This window comes from Serratia sp. CY27727 (genome assembly GCF_052169275.1).
Classification (GTDB): Bacteria; Pseudomonadota; Gammaproteobacteria; order Enterobacterales; family Enterobacteriaceae; genus Serratia; species Serratia sarumanii.
In genome coordinates this window covers 84,630-102,169 of sequence record NZ_JBJNLB010000011.1, presented here as the reverse complement: position 1 = coordinate 102,169, position 17,540 = coordinate 84,630, and the positions used below count along the sequence as shown (strand labels likewise).

General features: G+C 56.6%; 17 protein-coding genes, 1 tRNA gene and 1 pseudogene. 15 read left to right on the top strand and 4 right to left on the bottom strand.

Going from position 1 to position 17,540, the window contains the following annotated elements:
• Positions 1–24: 24 nt before the first annotated feature.
• The 9 genes from ACJ8HB_RS21310 (at position 25) to ACJ8HB_RS21270 (ending at position 7,969) form a co-directional block, all read left to right on the top strand.
• Positions 25–567: a fimbrial protein gene (locus ACJ8HB_RS21310; protein ID WP_223307136.1), complete on the top strand. Its 543-nt coding sequence runs from the start codon at positions 25–27 to the stop codon at positions 565–567.
• 44 nt (positions 568–611) lie between these two features.
• The gene (locus ACJ8HB_RS21305) at positions 612–3,152 is read left to right on the top strand and encodes an outer membrane usher protein (protein WP_060424522.1); all 2,541 of its coding nucleotides are present in this window, start codon (positions 612–614) and stop codon (positions 3,150–3,152) included.
• 14 nt (positions 3,153–3,166) lie between these two features.
• Positions 3,167–3,922, top strand: coding sequence for a fimbria/pilus periplasmic chaperone (locus ACJ8HB_RS21300; protein ID WP_094860153.1), 756 nt, complete (start codon positions 3,167–3,169; stop codon positions 3,920–3,922).
• Positions 3,923–3,978: 56 nt separating this feature from the next.
• Positions 3,979–4,512 (top strand): fimbrial protein, encoded by a 534-nt coding sequence (locus ACJ8HB_RS21295; protein WP_080298879.1) that lies wholly within the window; start codon positions 3,979–3,981, stop codon positions 4,510–4,512.
• Positions 4,513–4,547: 35 nt separating this feature from the next.
• Positions 4,548–5,210 (top strand): fimbrial protein, encoded by a 663-nt coding sequence (locus ACJ8HB_RS21290; RefSeq protein WP_047570525.1) that lies wholly within the window; start codon positions 4,548–4,550, stop codon positions 5,208–5,210.
• A 13-nt stretch (positions 5,211–5,223) separates the two neighbouring features.
• Positions 5,224–5,727 (top strand): fimbrial protein, encoded by a 504-nt coding sequence (locus tag ACJ8HB_RS21285; protein WP_052133481.1) that lies wholly within the window; start codon positions 5,224–5,226, stop codon positions 5,725–5,727.
• A gap of 46 nt (positions 5,728–5,773) precedes the next feature.
• The gene (locus ACJ8HB_RS21280) at positions 5,774–6,286 is read left to right on the top strand and encodes a fimbrial protein (protein WP_047570527.1); all 513 of its coding nucleotides are present in this window, start codon (positions 5,774–5,776) and stop codon (positions 6,284–6,286) included.
• Positions 6,287–6,348: 62 nt separating this feature from the next.
• Entirely contained in the window at positions 6,349–7,332 is a 984-nt protein-coding gene (locus ACJ8HB_RS21275) for a fimbrial protein (RefSeq protein WP_223307137.1), read from the top strand.
• 94 nt (positions 7,333–7,426) lie between these two features.
• Positions 7,427–7,969: a helix-turn-helix transcriptional regulator gene (locus tag ACJ8HB_RS21270; protein WP_047570529.1), complete on the top strand. Its 543-nt coding sequence runs from the start codon at positions 7,427–7,429 to the stop codon at positions 7,967–7,969.
• Positions 7,970–8,833: 864 nt separating this feature from the next.
• Here ACJ8HB_RS21270 and ACJ8HB_RS21265 read toward each other — a convergent pair.
• Positions 8,834–8,909 (bottom strand) — tRNA-Phe (locus ACJ8HB_RS21265).
• A gap of 705 nt (positions 8,910–9,614) precedes the next feature.
• Between ACJ8HB_RS21265 and speF the strand changes: the two genes are divergently transcribed.
• Complete coding sequence (gene speF, locus ACJ8HB_RS21260; protein WP_041038110.1) at positions 9,615–11,780, top strand: ornithine decarboxylase SpeF; 2,166 nt, start codon at positions 9,615–9,617, stop codon at positions 11,778–11,780.
• A 50-nt stretch (positions 11,781–11,830) separates the two neighbouring features.
• Here the strand turns inward: speF and mltC are convergent, their stop codons facing one another.
• The 3 genes from mltC to mutY form a co-directional block, all read right to left on the bottom strand.
• The gene (gene mltC / locus ACJ8HB_RS21255; protein ID WP_033649581.1) at positions 11,831–12,907 is read right to left on the bottom strand and encodes a membrane-bound lytic murein transglycosylase MltC; all 1,077 of its coding nucleotides are present in this window, start codon (positions 12,905–12,907) and stop codon (positions 11,831–11,833) included.
• Between the two features lie 63 nt (positions 12,908–12,970).
• Positions 12,971–13,243 carry an oxidative damage protection protein gene (locus ACJ8HB_RS21250; protein ID WP_004937404.1) on the bottom strand — a complete coding sequence of 91 codons (273 nt, stop codon included), beginning with the start codon at positions 13,241–13,243 and terminating at the stop codon, positions 12,971–12,973.
• Positions 13,240–14,340 (bottom strand): A/G-specific adenine glycosylase, encoded by a 1,101-nt coding sequence (gene mutY / locus ACJ8HB_RS21245; protein ID WP_223182207.1) that lies wholly within the window; start codon positions 14,338–14,340, stop codon positions 13,240–13,242. Before mutY ends, ACJ8HB_RS21250 begins: the two co-directional genes overlap by 4 nt.
• A 177-nt stretch (positions 14,341–14,517) precedes the next feature.
• On the opposite strand from mutY, the gene trmB reads away from it, so the two are divergent.
• The 5 genes and pseudogenes from trmB to ACJ8HB_RS21220 form a co-directional block, all read left to right on the top strand.
• Entirely contained in the window at positions 14,518–15,237 is a 720-nt protein-coding gene (trmB, locus tag ACJ8HB_RS21240) for a tRNA (guanosine(46)-N7)-methyltransferase TrmB (RefSeq protein ID WP_004937410.1), read from the top strand.
• Complete coding sequence (locus ACJ8HB_RS21235; RefSeq protein WP_025304256.1) at positions 15,237–15,563, top strand: YggL family protein; 327 nt, start codon at positions 15,237–15,239, stop codon at positions 15,561–15,563. The genes trmB and ACJ8HB_RS21235 overlap by 1 nt, the downstream gene beginning before the upstream one ends.
• Before the next feature lie 95 nt (positions 15,564–15,658).
• Entirely contained in the window at positions 15,659–16,582 is a 924-nt protein-coding gene (glsB, locus tag ACJ8HB_RS21230) for a glutaminase B (protein ID WP_033638578.1), read from the top strand.
• Positions 16,583–16,612: 30 nt separating this feature from the next.
• The gene (locus ACJ8HB_RS21225) at positions 16,613–17,335 is read left to right on the top strand and encodes a DUF2884 domain-containing protein (RefSeq protein WP_033635949.1); all 723 of its coding nucleotides are present in this window, start codon (positions 16,613–16,615) and stop codon (positions 17,333–17,335) included.
• A 116-nt stretch (positions 17,336–17,451) separates the two neighbouring features.
• Positions 17,452–17,538, top strand: a pseudogene (locus ACJ8HB_RS21220) (DUF2442 domain-containing protein); the annotation flags it as partial.
• Positions 17,539–17,540 lie beyond the last annotated feature (2 nt).

The window sequence follows — 17,540 nt, the reverse complement described above, 5'->3', positions numbered from 1 at the left end:
ACGTTATTTCAAAAGGGAATGGTAATGAAATTTGGTTTAAAAGGTGTGAAAAGACTTCTCCTGTTTTTGGGAGTGCTAAGCGTTGAGGGAACAGCTATATCCTCCCCACTTTTTCAGGGGCGGATAAACATGCAGGGCGCCATTAATGATGCTGCTTGCGCCATTGCTACAGAGAGCCGTGAACAAGTGTTTGATCTGGATGTTACATCATTTTCGGATATTTATCCGGGCGGCGAAGGGAAAGTAACCCCCTTCAGCATTCATCTGGTGAATTGTATTTCAGCGCTGGGGAGTAACTCAATATCTGAATGGAGACAGTTTCAGATAACTTTTGACGGCAATGTTGACGGGCAGATGTTTGGCGTGGGGGGGAAGGCGTCGGGTGTGGCACTGGCTATCAGCGATGCGGATGGCAATATCGTCAGGCCGGGAATACCTCTGCCGCTAAGTAATAATTCATTTAAAAATGGTCGATTGGATTATGTCATGAAGTTAATGACTAACAGGCAGCCATTTAGATCGGGTGAGTATTTTACTTCGGTGAGATTCAAAATGGATTATTACTGAGTCGGCCGGCTATTTCAGGGACGTTTATAGTAAAGGGTTTGAATATGATGTTTTTGTCTGCAGGAAAGCCGTTTCGTTTACCCATTCTGAGCGTCTGGATAGCGCTGGCATTGGGCAGCCTGGTGACCAATGCTGGAGCCGTGGAGGAAATCCAATTCAATACCGACGTATTGGATATAAACGACCGCAAAAACATCGATCTGAGCCAGTTTACGCGCGGCGGTTACATTATGCCGGGGACTTACGGCATGACGGTGCATGTCAATAAAAGCGATCTTCCTGAGCAACAGGTGCCTTTTTATGTCCCTGAAGACGATCCCAACGGTAGCCGCGCCTGTGTAAACCGAGCGCTGGTGGCACAGTTGGGGCTGAAAGAGGCGATGCAGAAGGAACTGACCTGGTGGCACCAGGGAGAGTGTCTGAATGAAACCAGCCTGAAGGGCATGGAGGTGCGAGGCGATCTGGCGTCGTCGTCGCTGTATCTCAGCATCCCACAGGCTTATCTGGACTATATCTCGGAGGATTGGGAGCCGCCATCCCGCTGGGACGAAGGCATACCGGGAGTGCTGCTCGATTACAACCTTAATGCGCAGGCGCAACGTCAGTTAAAGGGCGGTACGCGGTCATACAATGCCAGCGGCAACGGCACGGCGGGCGCCAACATGGGGGCCTGGCGGCTACGGGCCGACTGGCAAGCGAGCATTAGCCAGCAAAGCGGGGCCGGGCAGGGCGCGGAAAAACGGTTGGAATGGAGCCGTTACTACGCTTATCGGGCTTTGCCAGCGCTGCGTTCGAAATTGACCGCCGGTGAAGATTATCTCGATTCCGGGCTGTTCGACAGTTTCCGCTTCGGCGGCGTGAGCCTGCGTTCCGACGACAGTATGTTGCCGCCCAACCTGCGCGGCTATGCGCCGGAGGTGGTGGGCGTGGCGAAAAGCAACGCCAAGGTAATCATCAGTCAGCAAGGGCGGGTACTGTACGAAACCACGGTAGCGGCGGGGCCGTTCCGCATTCAAGATATTGATGATGCGGTGTCTGGTGAATTGAATGTGCGGGTGGAAGAACAGGATGGCAGCGTACAAGAGTTCACGATGAACACCGCCAGCATCCCGTATCTGACTCGTCCCGGGTCAGTGCGCTATAAGCTGGCTTTGGGCAAACCCTCCGATATGAATCACCGTTATCGAGGGCCGCTGTTCGGCACCGGCGAGTTTTCCTGGGGGGTGAGCAACGGTTGGTCGCTGTACGGCGGTGCACTGCTGGGCGGGGATTACAATGCTGCGGCGCTGGGCATCGGCCGCGATCTGATGCTATTGGGCGCGATGTCATTCGATATCACCCAGTCGCGCGCCAGATTGCCCTACGACCGCGAGACGCTGAGCGGCGGATCATACCGGCTCAGTTACTCGAAGAGTTTCGACGAGCTGGACAGCCAGGTCACTTTCGCCGGCTACCGTTTCTCGGAGCAGAGCTTTATGAGCATGAGTGAGTTTCTGGACGCTCGTCAGTTCGGGCGACGGTTCGGCAACAGCAAGGAGATGTACACCATCAGCTATAGCCAGCAACTGCGCGAGCTGGGGCTGAGCGCGTACTTGAACTATAACCACCAAACCTATTGGGACCGGCCGGCTAACGATCGTTACAACCTGACGATGTCGCGTTATTTCGATATTGGCCGGTTCAGAAGCCTGAGTTTGTCGCTAACGGCTTACCGCAACCGCTACAACGAGCGTAACGACGACGGCGCCTATTTGTCGCTGTCGGTGCCGTGGGGCAATGGCGCCAGCGTCAGCTATAACGCCACGCTTAACCGCAGCGACAACACCCATCGGGTGAGCTATTACGATCGCCTCGACGAGCGCAGCAACTACCAGCTCAGCGCCGGCGGCTCGCGCAGCGGCGCGAATTTGAGCGGCTATTACACCCGCGATAGCGATATGGCGCGCGTTAGCGCCAACGCCAGCTATCAGCAGGACAGGTACAGCGCGATCGGCCTGTCGGCACAGGGGGGCATGACGCTGACCGCCGAAGGCGGTGCGTTGCACCGTAGCAACATACCGGGCAGCACCCGGCTGCTGTTGGATACCGAAGGCGTGAGCGGGGTGCCGGTGCGCGGCTATGGCAGCGCCGCGGCGACCAATCGCTGGGGCAAGGCGGTGGTGACGGACGTCAACAGTTACTACCGCAACAAGGCCAGCATCGATCTCGACAAGCTGGGGGATAACGCCGAGGCCACCAAATCGGTGGTGCAGGCGACGCTGACTGAAGGGGCTATCGGCTACCGCAAGTTTGCGGTGATCGCCGGGGAGAAGGCGATGGCGGTGATCAGGCTGGCGGACGGCAGCGAACCGCCGTTCGGCGCCACGGTGCTGAACGCCCGCAAGCAGGAGACCGGTATCGTCAACGACGGCGGCAGCGTTTACCTGAGCGGCATCAACGCCGGCGAGCGCATGACGGTGCGCTGGGGCGGGGCGGGGCAGTGCGAGGTGCAGATGCCGACGCCGCTGCCGGCGGAGATGTTGACCACCAATTTACTGCTGCCGTGTCGGGCGCTGAGCGCGGGCGACGGCGGCAACGAACACTGAATTTAGGAGTTTTTATGATGAGCAAACGTCACGTTATCGGCCTGCTGGCTACCACTTCGCTGCTGGCGGGGGCTTTGACCCCTGCGGCGAATGCCGCCATCGCGCTGGATCGCACCCGGGTGGTGTTTGATGGCAGCGTGCAGTCGGTGAGCCTGAGCGTCAGCAACCAGAACAAGCAGCTGCCGTACCTGGCGCAGGGCTGGCTGGAAGACGCGCAGGGCAACAAGATCCAGAGCCCACTGACGGTGCTGCCGCCGGTGCAGCGCATCGAGCCGGGCAAGCCGAGCCAGGTGAAGATCCAGGCGTTGCCGGCGGCGAAGATGCTGCCGCAGGACAGGGAGACGCTGTACTACTTCAACCTGCGCGAGATCCCGCCGAAGAGCAACAAGCCGAACTCGCTGCAGATTGCGCTGCAGACGCGCATCAAGCTGTTCTACCGCCCGGCGGCGATCGCGCCGGAACGCAATGCCGCGCCGTGGCAGGAGCAGCTGACGCTGACCAAACAGGGCGACAAGTACATCGTCAATAACCCGACGCCGTATTACGTCACTATCGTCGATGCGGCCAGGGGCAAAGGTGCGGCCAGCCCGCATAATTTTGAACCGTTTATGGTGCCGCCGAAGGGGCAGATACCGTTGACGGTGAGCGCCTCCAGCGTAGGCGGTAGCCCGGTGCTGACCTACATCAACGACTACGGCGGCCGTCCGCAATTGGCGTTTAACTGTCGCGGCGGGACTTGTACGGTGGCGCCGGAGAAAAAATCGTCTTAATGACGAGATGGCGATTGGTTGACGTCAGTACCAGTGTTCAAAGCCTAGGGAGTCAGATGAAAAGCCTGTTATTGCGCATGACGCTCGCCCTGAGCGCGAGCATGAGTTCGTATTGTTCAGTCGCTACGACGGACAACATGTTATTGCACGGAGCGTTGGTTACGGAGCCATGTACGTTGCGAATGGGCGATGAAGATATTCAATTGGAGCTGGATCCGGTTATTGACAAATACCTCTACATGCACAGTCGCACACCGGCAAAGCCGTTTAGCCTGACCTTACAGGATTGCGACGTCAGCGTGGGAAAAACGGTAAAGCTCACGTTTAGCGGTACTGAAAGCGCCGCTTTGCCCGGCCTGCTGGCTTTGGATGGCGGCAGCCAGGCCAGCGGCATCGCCTTAGGGATAGCGACGGCGGAGGGGAAACCCGTCGTATTGAACAAGCCAGGCCAAGGCTATGCGCTGGTTAACGGCACCAACAGTTTGCAACTGCAGGTTTACATCCAGGCGGAGGGGGAGGCGATAGCGCAAAAGAAAATCAGTCTTGGCGCATTCTCAGCCGTCACCACTTTCGGTCTGGAATATGAGTGAAGGCGGGCTGCGACAGTTACTCAGGAGGGGATGATATGACAAGGGAAAAAGCGAGAGTACATCGCTCATATTCATATGTTGCTTACGAACTCTGCTATTACGCCGTATTGGGCGGGCTGGCGCTGATGGTGCCACTAATTATTATGACAACGCTGTGGCTCATGCCTGCAGCGCAAGCGGCAAACGATCTCGATACCTACGGCGCCGACGGCGTGCTGCATGTGAGAGGGGCTTTGACGGAAAGCGCCTGTCGGCTGGAGATGGACAGTGCCAGGCAAGACATACGTTTGGACGATATCGGCACCGCGGAGTTGCGGCGGGCGGGGGATCGTGGTGAACCGGTGGCATTTTCCTTGAGGTTACGCGATTGCCTACGCAGCGTAGGCGCCGGCACCAGAGATGAACGCACCGGCTCTTTGAGCTGGGCGCCTTATCAACCGGCGGTCACTATCGGTTTCAGTGCTCCTGCGGATGCGGATAATCCGCAGTTGGTCAAATTGGTGGGCGTTTCAGGCATCGGGCTGCGGGTAACGGATGCCGCGGGGCGTGATGCCCGATTGGGTGAACGCGGCGCCCCGTTATTGCTTGAGCAGGGGAACAATGTACTTACGTATAAGGTGGCGCCGGAACGAACCCCGGCGCCATTAAGGGCCGGTGCTTATGCCGCAACGATAGATTTCAGGCTGAATTATGACTGACGGAGCGAAATAAATGGCAAGTGTGAGAGGAAAACTCCGGGTGGCGGCATGGCTGTTTTTGGCATTGTCGGTTATACCCGCCGGCACCTCTTGGGCGGATACCGCCATCTCTTTCAGCGGCACCGTGACTGCGCCGATGCCTTGCTCAATTAACGGTAAACGGGCAATAGTCACTCATTTTGGCAACGATCTAGTCACTACTCGTATCGATGGCAGTAATTACCTGAAATCGTTGGATTATACGCTGGAGTGTCATAGTAACAGCCCGAATGCGCTTCGCATGCAGCTGCAGGGCGATGTCTCTGATTTCAACCAGCATGCGTTGCGAACGACCACGATGCCTGACTTGGCTGTCGAGCTACGCGTCAACGGCAAACCTGTGGCACCTAATAGCTGGTTTAAGTTTATTTATCCCGAGACGCCGTTGCTGCAGGCTGTGCCGGTTAAACGTCACGATGCGAAGCTGTCCGGCGGCTCGTTTTACGCTACGGCGACCATGCTGGTGGATTATCAGTAGCGACCGGATTGAGGCGCAAAACATATTTTCTTCAAGGAGCCCAGCGATGTGTCCGTATTGGAAAGCGATAAGAGCGAAACGCCTGAGCGCGTTGGCTCTCTTGGCATTGATGCAAACCGGCGCGGCTCAGGCTGCAGCCACCGCGGATATGGTCTTTTACGGCACGCTGAATGCCCCACCGCCTTGCACGATCAACAATGGGCAAACCGTTGAAGTTGATTTTGGCGATCGGGTAGGGGTGAGTAAGGTGGATGGTAAAAATTACCTGCAATTGATCAACTACCGCATTACCTGTGAGCAGGGCGGTGGCGGGATGGCGTTGGGATTGACGCTTTTCGGGCCAGTCAGCGGCTTTGATACGGCGGCTTTGCAAACCAACGTTCCGGATTTGGCAATTCGCATAATGCGAGACGGCCAACCACTTGAATTAAATAAGCGCATCGATATTGCAATAGACAGCCCGCCAATATTGCAGGCAGTGCCGGTTAAAAGAGCTGGGATGCAATTATCATCAGGCACCTTCAGCGTTACGGCGACGCTGTTGGCGGATTATCTCTAGAGGCTGTAAAAGACGGTATTTTTTATTTAACTTGTGGTGAATAACCATAGAGAAACGATATTATGTATAAAGTTAATGCTCCGTGCGTGTTATTGAGTGTGCTGCTCTTTTTATTGATGGGTGAAGCACGTGCCTTTACTTGCATCACCTCTGATGGTGGGGTTATTGGAGCGGGTGGCAGTGAAGAACCTCTTCCGGTTAGAATTAGAGTTTCCCCGAATTTGGTGGATGGGAAAAACAGCATTGTTAATGTTAGTCAGATTTATTGTAAGAACGATTTGCCTGGAAATCATATATGGACTGACTATCTCTACTTTAAAGCAGTGTCTGTTAGGAAAGCTGATTTATATCCGCTCACGCTTGGTATAACAATTAATGGAAAAGATTTCGATATACCTGGGAATATGCTTTCCCTAAAAAATCTTGAATATTTGTTTCAGGTGGTGAGTGGAGGGAAGAGGAATGTGCCAATAAACATGTATATTAAAATGAATAAGCGGCCTTCACGAGATGTTGTGATAAAAAAAGGGGATGTAATAGCAAAGATTGATATGTGGCAAGTAAATAATCAGGTAGGCTGCCCAGAATGTGGTCCTTATAATTGGTTGTTGATCGCTGATAACGACGCTTATTTCGCGACGACCACCTGTACTATCAATGGTGCCAAACAGATGAACATCGATTTTGGGCCGATCAGTCAGGACAATTTCACTACTGACGTGGAGAGCGCGGTGATTAAGCAGAATCATAACCTTGATTATTATTGTGAGGATTCTAACGCCAGTCAAGATATCGCGGTTCGTTTAGTCGGAAACGCCAGCGGGTTTAGTTCTGAGGTGATTAAAACCTCGAATGAAAACATTGGTATTGCCATGGTGTACAAAGGAAAGATTGTTAAACCTAATGAAATTTTTAATTCTAAAGTTGTGAACGGTATCGGCAGTGATACGTTGACCTTCGTGCCGATAAAAAAGAACGTTCCTTTTAATGAGATAAATACGGGGCCGTTTACCGGTTCTGCAACGTTAGTGTTCAGCGTGCCTTGACTTCTCTCGTAGGGAAGGGGCTTCTTTTATATTAATAGAGGGTTTGGACACTCATCTTTTATATGAAAGCGCATGAGATTTAAAAGGGGAGAGAATGAGCCCAATAAAAATTCTTATTGATGATGAGAACGACTATTTTGCCGTTGGCCTGCGGCTAATTATCGAGGAATATGCGCAGGAGTACGCGAAACGGGTGATTTTTTTAACCTCGGATGACGAAGAACATCCCGATATCGTTTTTGTCTCATCGGCTTTGCGTATCCAGTATTGGCGGGCGCTATGGCGTTATGGCGCCGCATCGCATATTGTAGCGATCAAGGAGCGAAAGTCCGGCATCCATGAAGACCGATCGCTTGTGCTGTTACGCACATGGGGAAGAGAGGCGCTGAGCGCATTGCTGACGAATCTTTTTGCTAATTGTCATGGAGTGATACGCCCATTGGTGTCTCACCCGTTTACTTACCGTGAATGTCAGGTAATCAGTCATCTCCGAAGAGGGATGGATCAATCGCAGACGGCCAGGGAGATCGGCGTCAGTGTAAAAACGGTACATAGCCATAAACGGTCGGTTATGAAAAAACTGATGCTGAATCGCCACCGAGAATTTATGTATTGGTTAATATCGCAAGATGACTAATCTTTTTTTTGAAAATGATGGCTTACTATTTTATCAGTTTTAGAGCTTTCTTTTTCTAACAAAAGGAACTTAAGTGTTTTTTTTGCTTTCTGCAGCAATACTATTTTTATTTAGCCTGTTGTCTTTTTATAAGCATCTTAAATTAGTCAGGAAAAAACGGCTGATTATTAGCCGTCATAAAATTTTATGGTAGGAGACAACGCGTTAAGTTTTAATAAACGGCGAAGCCGGTTTATTCATCTTGGGCACCGGTAAGAAGCGCCGGGGTATTGCTCATTCACACCTGGAAAGGCATTTCCTCGCCGGCGGCCACTTGCTGATTAACCAACAGAATAGGCTAACCAGAGTGTTTTCCGCCTGATACGAGCCCAGGCTGGTATGCTGCACAACAACCTTTCTGCCATTGATGATTGCCTGGCTGTAACCGACCCTGATCACTATCGCTTAACGCATGGCGTACCTGACAAATAATCGAACGCAGTTCGAGGGAGAGTCCGTACTCCAGAAAGCGAAAAACCCGCCATAGGCGGGTTCTTCTGAATAGGGTGACCGGACTAGGACAACCGGCGCTGGCGCCGCGTTGAACAGCGCTTCAGCGCTGGCCCATAGAGTGAGGCCTTGGGCCGAATAATCGAACGCAGTTCGATGGAGAGTCCGTACTCCAGAAAGCGAAAAACCCGCCATAGGCGGGTTCTTCTGAATAGGGCGACCGGACTCGGACAACCGGCGCCTGCGCCGCGTTGAACAGCGCTTTAGCGCTGGCCCGCAGGGTGAGGCCTTTGGCCGAATAATCGAACGCAGTTCGATGGAGAGTCCGTACCTCGGAAAGCGAAAAACCCGCCTTTTGGGCGGGTTCTCTAAATATGGTGCCCGGACTCGGAATCGAACCAAGGACACGGGGATTTTCAATCCCCTGCTCTACCGACTGAGCTATCCGGGCAACGGGGCGCATTAAACCGTATTGGCCGGATGGCGTCAATCGCTTTCTGTCACAAAGCCGATCGGTTGCTCTATTTTCAGGCAGTGAACCCGGGGGAGTGGGGGATTGGAGGGTATTGCCACTCAATAAATATGCATGTAAAACGTGTATTTATACTGTCGTCAAGATGGGTTTTTATAATTTTTTAATTAAATAACAATGCGTTATTGTAAAATCAATGCGCGTTAAACCAAGGCGATTCTTGCTTGAACCCCGCAACGAATCATGCAATCATTGCGCAAATTTTAGCACTCTCCGTTCCCTGACGGTGTTCCCGCTTCTTATAAGCCAGAGGGTTATTGGCATGACTGGTTTTGTTGCTCAAGCGCTGCTGCGCACCAGACATCTGACGCCGCCACCGTTCCGCCGTTGTTTCCTCCGTACGTCATCCGCCCGAATACGCCTGCCGGCCATGCGGTAAGGCCGCCTGATGCCCGCTGTTAGGCATGCGTAAAGCCAGCGCTGCGGCCCTGATTTTACTGATGCCTGTCGGACGCTGCCAAGACCAGTTTTCCCGATAGCCGCCTGATGATCGCCGATCATGAGCCGGTCACGCACGCCGCTTATGCTGCCGTGCCCGGGTATCGCTTTTACCGGGATAACCGCGTTATCTCATTACCGTGCCGGTGGCACACCCTCATCCTTCACCGTTTGAGAGTCAGCATGATGAAAGAATTGAAAATCGCGACCAGCGCCAGCCTGGTCGCCACCATTGAGACGCTGCGTCAGATCGTGCGCGTAGAGCAGACGGACTACACCGACGTGGCGGCGGTGGTGGTGTCGGTCGCCGACGTGAACGCCGGCATTCTGGCGCGCTTGCAGGCGACGGGGTTCGACATCCCGACCTTCGTGGCGGTGGAAGGGGACGAGCATCTCTCGCCGGACTATCTGCCGTTCGTCAGTGGGGTCTTCGCGCTGCTGGCCGGCGCCAGCAAGCCGTTCTACATGGCACAGCTGGAGGCTGCCGCCGACGCCTACGAGCAGGCGCTGCTGCCGCCGTTCTTCAAAACGCTGAAGACCTACGTCGAGATGGAAAATTCGACCTTCGCCTGCCCGGGGCACCAGGGCGGTGAGTTCTTCCGCAAGCACCCGGCAGGCAGGCAGTTCTTCGATTTCTACGGTGAAACCCTGTTCCGTTCCGACATGTGCAACGCCGACGTCAAGCTGGGCGATCTGCTGATCCACGAAGGATCGGCCAAGGATGCGCAAAAGCACGCGGCGCGGGTGTTCAACGCCGATAAAACCTATTTCGTGCTCAACGGTACCTCGGCGGCCAACAAGGTGGTGACCAACGCACTGCTGACCCGTGGCGATCTGGTGCTGTTCGATCGCAACAACCACAAATCCAACCACCACGGCGCGCTGATCCAGGCCGGCGCCACGCCGGTCTATCTGGAAACCGCCCGCAACCCGTTCGGCTTTATCGGCGGCATCGACGCGCGCTGCTTCGACGAGCGCTACCTGCGCGAGCAGATCCGCGAAGTGGCGCCGGAGAAGGCGGCGGCGGCGCGGCCGTTCCGGCTGGCGATCATTCAGCTCGGCACCTACGACGGCACGATTTACAACGCTCGCCAGGTGATCGACACCATCGGCCATCTGTGCGACTACATCCTGTTTGACTCCGCCTGGGTGGGTTACGAAGGCTTTATTCCGATGCTGAAAGAGTGCTCGCCGCTGCTGCTGGAGCTGGACGAACACGACCCGGGCATTTTCGTCACCCAGTCGGTGCATAAACAGCAGGCGGGGTTCTCGCAGACCTCGCAGATCCACAAGAAAGACGACCATATCAAAGGGCAAAAGCGCCACTGCAACCACAAGCACCTGAACAACGCGTTCATGCTGCATGCGTCGACCAGCCCGTTCTATCCGCTGTTCGCCGCGCTGGACGTCAACGCCAAGATGCACGCCGGCCCCGCCGGGCGCCGCATGTGGATGGACTGCGTCAAGCTGGGCATCGAGACGCGCAAACAGCTGCTCAAGCGCTGCTCGCAGTTGAAGCCGTTTATTCCGCTGCAGGTGGCGGGCAAGGACTGGCAGGATCACGATACTGACCTTATCGCCAACGACGCGCGCTTCTTCACCTTCGTGCCGGGGGAGACGTGGCACGGCTTCGAAGGCTATGCCCAGGATCAGTATTTGGTCGATCCGTGCAAGCTGCTGCTGACCACGCCAGGGATTGACGCCGCGACCGGCCAATACACCGAGTTCGGCGTGCCTGCCACCATTCTGGCCAACTTCCTGCGCGAGAACGGCATCGTGCCGGAGAAGTGCGATCTCAACTCGATCCTGTTCCTGCTGACCCCGGCGGAGAACCCGGCCAAGATGGAACAGCTGGTGGAGATGCTGGCGCAGTTCGAGCGCTATGTTGCAGAGGACGCGCCGCTGAGCGTGGTGCTGCCGACGGTGTACCGCAAGAACGAGCAGCGCTACCGCGGTTACAGCATTCGCCGGCTGTGTCAGGAGATGCACGATCTGTACGTCAGCTTCGACGTCAAACAGCTGCAAAAGGAGATGTTCCGCCAGGATCATTTCCCGCCGGTGGTGATGAACCCGCAGGACGCCAACGTGGAGTTTATCCGCGATAACGTCGAGCTGGTGCCGATCGGCCAGGCGGAAGGGCGCATCGCGGCGGAAGGCGCCTTGCCGTATCCGCCGGGCGTGCTGTGCGTGGTGCCGGGCGAAGTGTGGGGCGGCGCGGTGCAGCGTTACTTCCTGGCGCTGGAAGAGGGCATCAACCGCCTGCCGGGCTTCTCGCCGGAGCTGCAGGGGGTCTACATCGAGAAAAAAGATCACGGCTGGAAGCGCATTTTCGGCTATATGATCAAGCCATAGAAAAAGGGCCGGTTCGCACCGGCCCTTCTCATTTATCCACGCGGAACGCGTTACTTCCTGCGGTAGCTCTTCTGCGCGGTATTCACTTTCACCAGATAGCGGCGCGACTCGGCGGCCGGGTGCTTGGTGGTCAGCGTCTGATACACGTCGCCCGGCTGCATGGCGTTGATGATGCCCACCGCGCGCGTTCTGTCGCTGGAGAACACCCGCAGCACGCTGCCGGCGCCGCCGTTGTAGGCGGTGATCACCGCATAGCGGCGCGAGGTCGGGTTCTGAATGCCGCCCAGGTAGTTGTTCTGCAGGATCGCCAGGTAGGCGGTGCCGGTGTCGATGTTGTTCTCCGGATCGAACAGGTAGCTGCGGCTCGGGGTGCCCCATTTGCCGCGCATCTGGAACACATCCTTGCCGGCGGTGTGCTGCATCACCTGCATCAGGCCCAGCGCGTCCGAACCGCTCACCGCATACGGGTTGAAGCTCGATTCGGTCTGCATGATAGCCAGGATCAGCGACTCGTCCACGCCGTATTTTTCCGACGCCTTGCGCACCATCGGCAGGTATTTGTGCGCACGTTTGTCCAGGTGGTTCGGCACCAGTTGGATGGTGACCGAGTAGATCACGTGCAGGCCGGAGGTGCGTTTTTGCAGCTTGGTCTGCAGCAGGTAATCGGCGAAGTGCGCCGCGCGCCATTCCCAGCGGATCGGCGCGCCCTTGTTATCCAGCACCTGGCCGTACAGGAACGGCTCTTTGCTGATCTGGATATCGTTGGCGTCGGAATAGAGATCGATGGAGCCCGGATCGTCACCCATCAGCAGCGTGCTGATGATCGCCTGGCGCAGGTGCGCGGCCGGATCGGTGGTGGCGATGGTCTCGATGGTAATGGCGCCGGTGTCGAAGTTGATGTGGCTGCGGGTTTGGTATTGGTCGGTATATTTGACGTAGTCTTTCGGCCCGGCGATCAGAACTTCGTTCAGACCCCAGATGTTCTCGATGTTGTGGGCGAATTGGCCCATCAGAATGTCGAAGCCGTTGGTATCTTTAATCCAGGCTTCGTTGATTTCTTCACTTTTTTTGCCGGAACAGGAGATCAGCAAAGGCGCTATTACGAGCAAAGCTAAAATTTTCTTCATCTTAAAGCCGTTTGGAAGAAGTATAAAAGGATTGAAGCGGGCCAGCGCCTGGCCCCAACAGCGTTATTCGCTCGGCGGCGTATAGCCTTCGATGTGCACGTCGTGCCCTTCGAACAGGAACTTGATCATTTCCTCTTCCAGCAGCTTGCGGTCGTCCACGTTCATCATGTTCAGCTTCTTCTCGTTGATCAGCATGGTCTGCTTCTTCATCCACTCGCCCCAGGCTTCCTTGGAGATCTCGTTGTAGATGCGCTTACCGACGTCGCCGGGATAAAGCTGGAAGTCCTGGCCTTCGGCGTCGCGCTGCAGGAAAGTACAAAAAATGGTGCGGCTCATGCTAATTCCTCATCGATGGCGCTATCGCCATATAAGTTTTGTTGGATCGGGGGCTGCTTCGCCAACTGTTGCAACAAACGGTCTACCGGCGCCGCCAGCCCGACCGACGGCGGCTGCGCTAAGTTATACCAGAGACCCGCGCCCTCATCCATGCCGCTGCCCGCCGCGTCGAGCGACAGCCACATCGGCACGATATCGAGGTGGAAATGGCTGAACGTGTGGCGAAACGCGGTCAGCTGTTCCAGGCGCTTGCCTTTCAGACCGCGCTGCTGCAGCCAGAGTTCCAAATCGACGCGCGCGCTGAACTGCGGGAAGCAGAACAGACCGCCCCACAGCCCCACCGCCGGGCGCTGTTCCAGCCACACGCGCTCGCCGTGCTGCAGTAATAAGAAGTAGGCGGTTTTTTCCGGCAGGGTCTGTTTGGGTTTTTTGCCGGGGTAGTTGGCCCAGCTGTGATTGGCGTAAGACAGGCAGCCGACGTTGAGCGGGCAGAGTTCACACTTGGGCTTGGAGCGGGTGCAGACCATGGCGCCCAGATCCATCATCGCCTGGTTGAACTGGCCGACGCCCTGCGCCGGGGTGACCTCTTCGCTGATTTTCCACAGCCGGTTTTCGACCTCTTTCTTGCCCGGCCAGCCCTCCACCGCGTAGCAGCGGGCCAGCACGCGCTTCACGTTGCCGTCGAGGATCGGATAGTGTTGGCCCAGCGCCAACGACAGCACCGCGCCGGCGGTGGAGCGGCCGACGCCCGGTAAATCGGCGATTTCTGCGAAGGTTGTCGGGAACTCGCCGCCGTGCTGTGCGACAATGGTCTGCGCCGCCTTGTGCAGGTTGCGGGCGCGGGCGTAATAGCCGAGCCCGGTCCACAGATGCAGCACTTCGTCCAGTGGGGCTTCCGCCAGCGCACGCACGTTGGGAAAACGGGCCATAAAGCGCTGAAAATAAGGAATGACGGTGGCAACCTGGGTCTGTTGCAACATCACCTCGGAGAGCCATACTTGATAGGCGGTTTTTTCCAGCTGCCACGGCAGGGTCTTGCGGCCGTAGCGCTGATACCAGTCAAGCACCACCTGTGCGAATTGTTGTGCTTGCATCATGAGCAGCGTCGTTATCCGGCAGAAAATGAAGCGAGATTGCAGCATAGAGTCATGGTGCTGTAAACCGGAACTTTCCGACGCCGCACGGCGGGTACAGAAGATGAACACTTGCTAAACCAATGTATCTTTGCATAATGCGCGTTTCCCTAATTGGCAGCCAAACAGACAGAAAGCACTATGATTAATGACGTCATCTCCCCGGAATTTGATGAGAACGGCCGCGCGATGCGCCGTATCCGCAGTTTTGTCCGCCGCCAGGGGCGGCTGACCAAAGGCCAGCAGCACGCGCTGGAGAACTATTGGCCGGTGATGGGCGTGGAGTATCAGGCTGACGCTGTCGATCTCGCCGCGCTGTTCGGCCGCGAAGCGCCGACGGTGCTGGAGATCGGTTTTGGCATGGGCGCCTCGCTGGTGACCATGGCGGGCAACAACCCGCAGCAGAACTTTTTAGGGATTGAGGTGCACTCGCCGGGCGTGGGCGCCTGCCTGGCCGACGCCCACGAGGCGAAGCTGAGCAACCTGCGCGTGATGTGCCACGACGCGGTTGAGGTGCTGGAAAACATGATCCCGGACGGCTCGCTGGACATGGTGCAGCTGTTCTTCCCCGATCCGTGGCACAAGGCGCGCCACAATAAGCGCCGCATCGTGCAAACGCCGTTTGTCGAACTGGTGCTGCGCAAGCTGAAGACCGGCGGCGTCTTCCACATGGCCACCGATTGGCAACCTTATGCGGAACATATGTTAGAGGTTATGAACGGGGTCGCAGGCTACCGTAATCTTTCCAGCGATAATGATTACGTGCCGCGTCCGGATTCGCGCCCACTGACGAAATTTGAATTACGCGGCCAGCGCCTGGGACATGGCGTTTGGGACTTGATGTTTGAGAGGAAAGAATAATGGCTAAGAACCGCAGTCGTCGTTTACGTAAAAAGTTGCACATTGAAGAATTTCAGGAGCTGGGTTTCTCCGTAGCCTGGCGCTTCGCCGAAGGCACGTCGGTGGAAGACATCGACAGCACGCTGGATACCTTCATCGATGAAGTGATCGAGCCGAACGGCCTGGCGTTTGACGGCAGCGGCTACCTGCAGTGGGAAGGTCTGATCTGCCTGCAGAAGATCGGCCACTGCACCGACGAGCATCGCGAGCTGGTGAAAAACTGGCTGGAAGCGCGCAAACTGAGCGACGTTAAGGTCAGCGATCTGTTCGATATCTGGTGGGATTGATCGCGCTTGCCCGATGAGCGCGGCTTCGCGCCGCGCCGTTTTATTGATCTAAGGTGCCTTAACGGCGCCTTTGTTTTGCCCGGAGTGTGACCGAGGTGGTAACAACATTGGATAACGCGTTGCTGGAGGAGATCCTGCAACAGGTGCGCCCGCTGATTGGCCAGGGGAAAGTGGCCGACTACATCCCGGCGTTGGCGGAAGTGCCCGCCGATCGGCTGGCGATCGCCGTCTGCACGGTGGACGGCGAACTGTTCCAGGCCGGCGACGCCGCGGAGCGCTTCTCCATTCAGTCGATCTCCAAGGTGCTGAGCCTGACGCTGGCGCTGACGCGCTATCAGGAGCCTGAGATCTGGCGGCGCGTCGGCAAAGAGCCTTCCGGCCTGCCGTTCAACTCGCTGCTGCAGCTGGAGATGGAACAGGGCAAACCGCGCAATCCGTTTATCAACCCCGGCGCGCTGGTGGTGTGCGACATGCTGCAAACCCGGCTCAGCGCCCCCAAACAGCGGATGCTGGAGGTGGTGCGCCAGCTGGCCGGCGAAGACGACCTGGCCTATGACCTGCGGGTGGCGCGCTCCGAGTTCGAACACTCCGATCGCAATGCGGCCATCGCCTATCTGATGAAGTCGTTCGGCAACTTCGAAAACGACGTGATCACCGTCCTGCAAACCTATTTCCACTACTGCGCGCTGCGCATGAGTTGCGTGGAGCTGGCGCGCAGCTTCGTCTATCTGGCCAATCGCGGCCGCGATCTCAGCGGCGAGGCGGTGATCAGCCCGCTGCAGGCCCGGCAGATCAATGCTCTGATGATGACCTGCGGCATGTACGACGGCGCCGGCGAATTCGCCTATCGGGTGGGGATGCCGGGCAAGTCCGGCGTGGGCGGCGGCATCGTGGCCATCGTACCGGATGAGTTGTCGATCGTCGTCTGGTCGCCGGAGCTGGATGCTTCCGGCAACTCGCTGGCGGGAACTGCGGCGCTGGAACTGTTGTCTCAACGTATCGGTCGTTCGATTTTTTAATCCCAATCTGGATGGGAGTCAGGAGAAGCTATGTTGAAGAAAACCGGGTTAGCCTTACTGCTGCTGGCGGCGACTGCCGCGCAGGCCCACGCCGAGTACCAATGCAGCGTTAAACCCCAGGATGATGTGATCATCAGCCCGCAGAGCGTGCAGGTGAAAGGCGCCAGCGGCGACCTGCAAATTTCGCCGGATGGCGACGTGATCCGCAACGGCCAGGCGCTGAGCCTGAACGACAGCCAGCGGCAGAAAGCCTTCAGTTACCAGAGTGCGCTGCGCAAGCAGCTGCCGTGGATCGACGACGGCGCGCAGCAGCACCTGGAGAAAGCCCGTTCGGCGCTGGATAAGGTGATCGTCAAAGAGCTGGGCAGCAACAGCAACGTGCGCAACCGGCTGACCACCCTGAACGGCCAGCTGAAACAGCAGATGAACCGCATCATCGAGCACCGCAGCGACGGCCTGACCTTCCACCACAAGGCGATTGACCAGGTGGAACAGGACGGCCGCAACATCGTGCAGCAGAGCATGGGCGGCGTGCTGCAGGACAGCCTGAACGAGATGGGCGTCAAACAGGCCGCCAACAGCGGCGGCAACCCGCTGCAGGCGATCATGGGCAACCTGGGCGGCTTGCAGAAGGCGATCCAGAACGAATGGAACAACCAGGAGCAGGACTTCCAGAACTTCGGCCGCGACGTTTGCAACCGCGTCACCGCACTGGAAACCCAGCGCAAGGATCTGCTGAAGGCGTTGAAGTAACGGATAGATATCGCATATCCATATCAGAGACGCTGAGGCGAAGCGAAATTCTGGTTGATACCTATCAGGCATTGTTTTTGGAGGCTTGGCATGAGTACGGCTAAACGCGTCAGCTTTGGGACGCGTTGGACGAGGATGTTTCCGTTGAGGGATTGCTGAAGGGGCGTGGCGACGTGACGCATCGCCCTCATAATGCCGCCTGAAC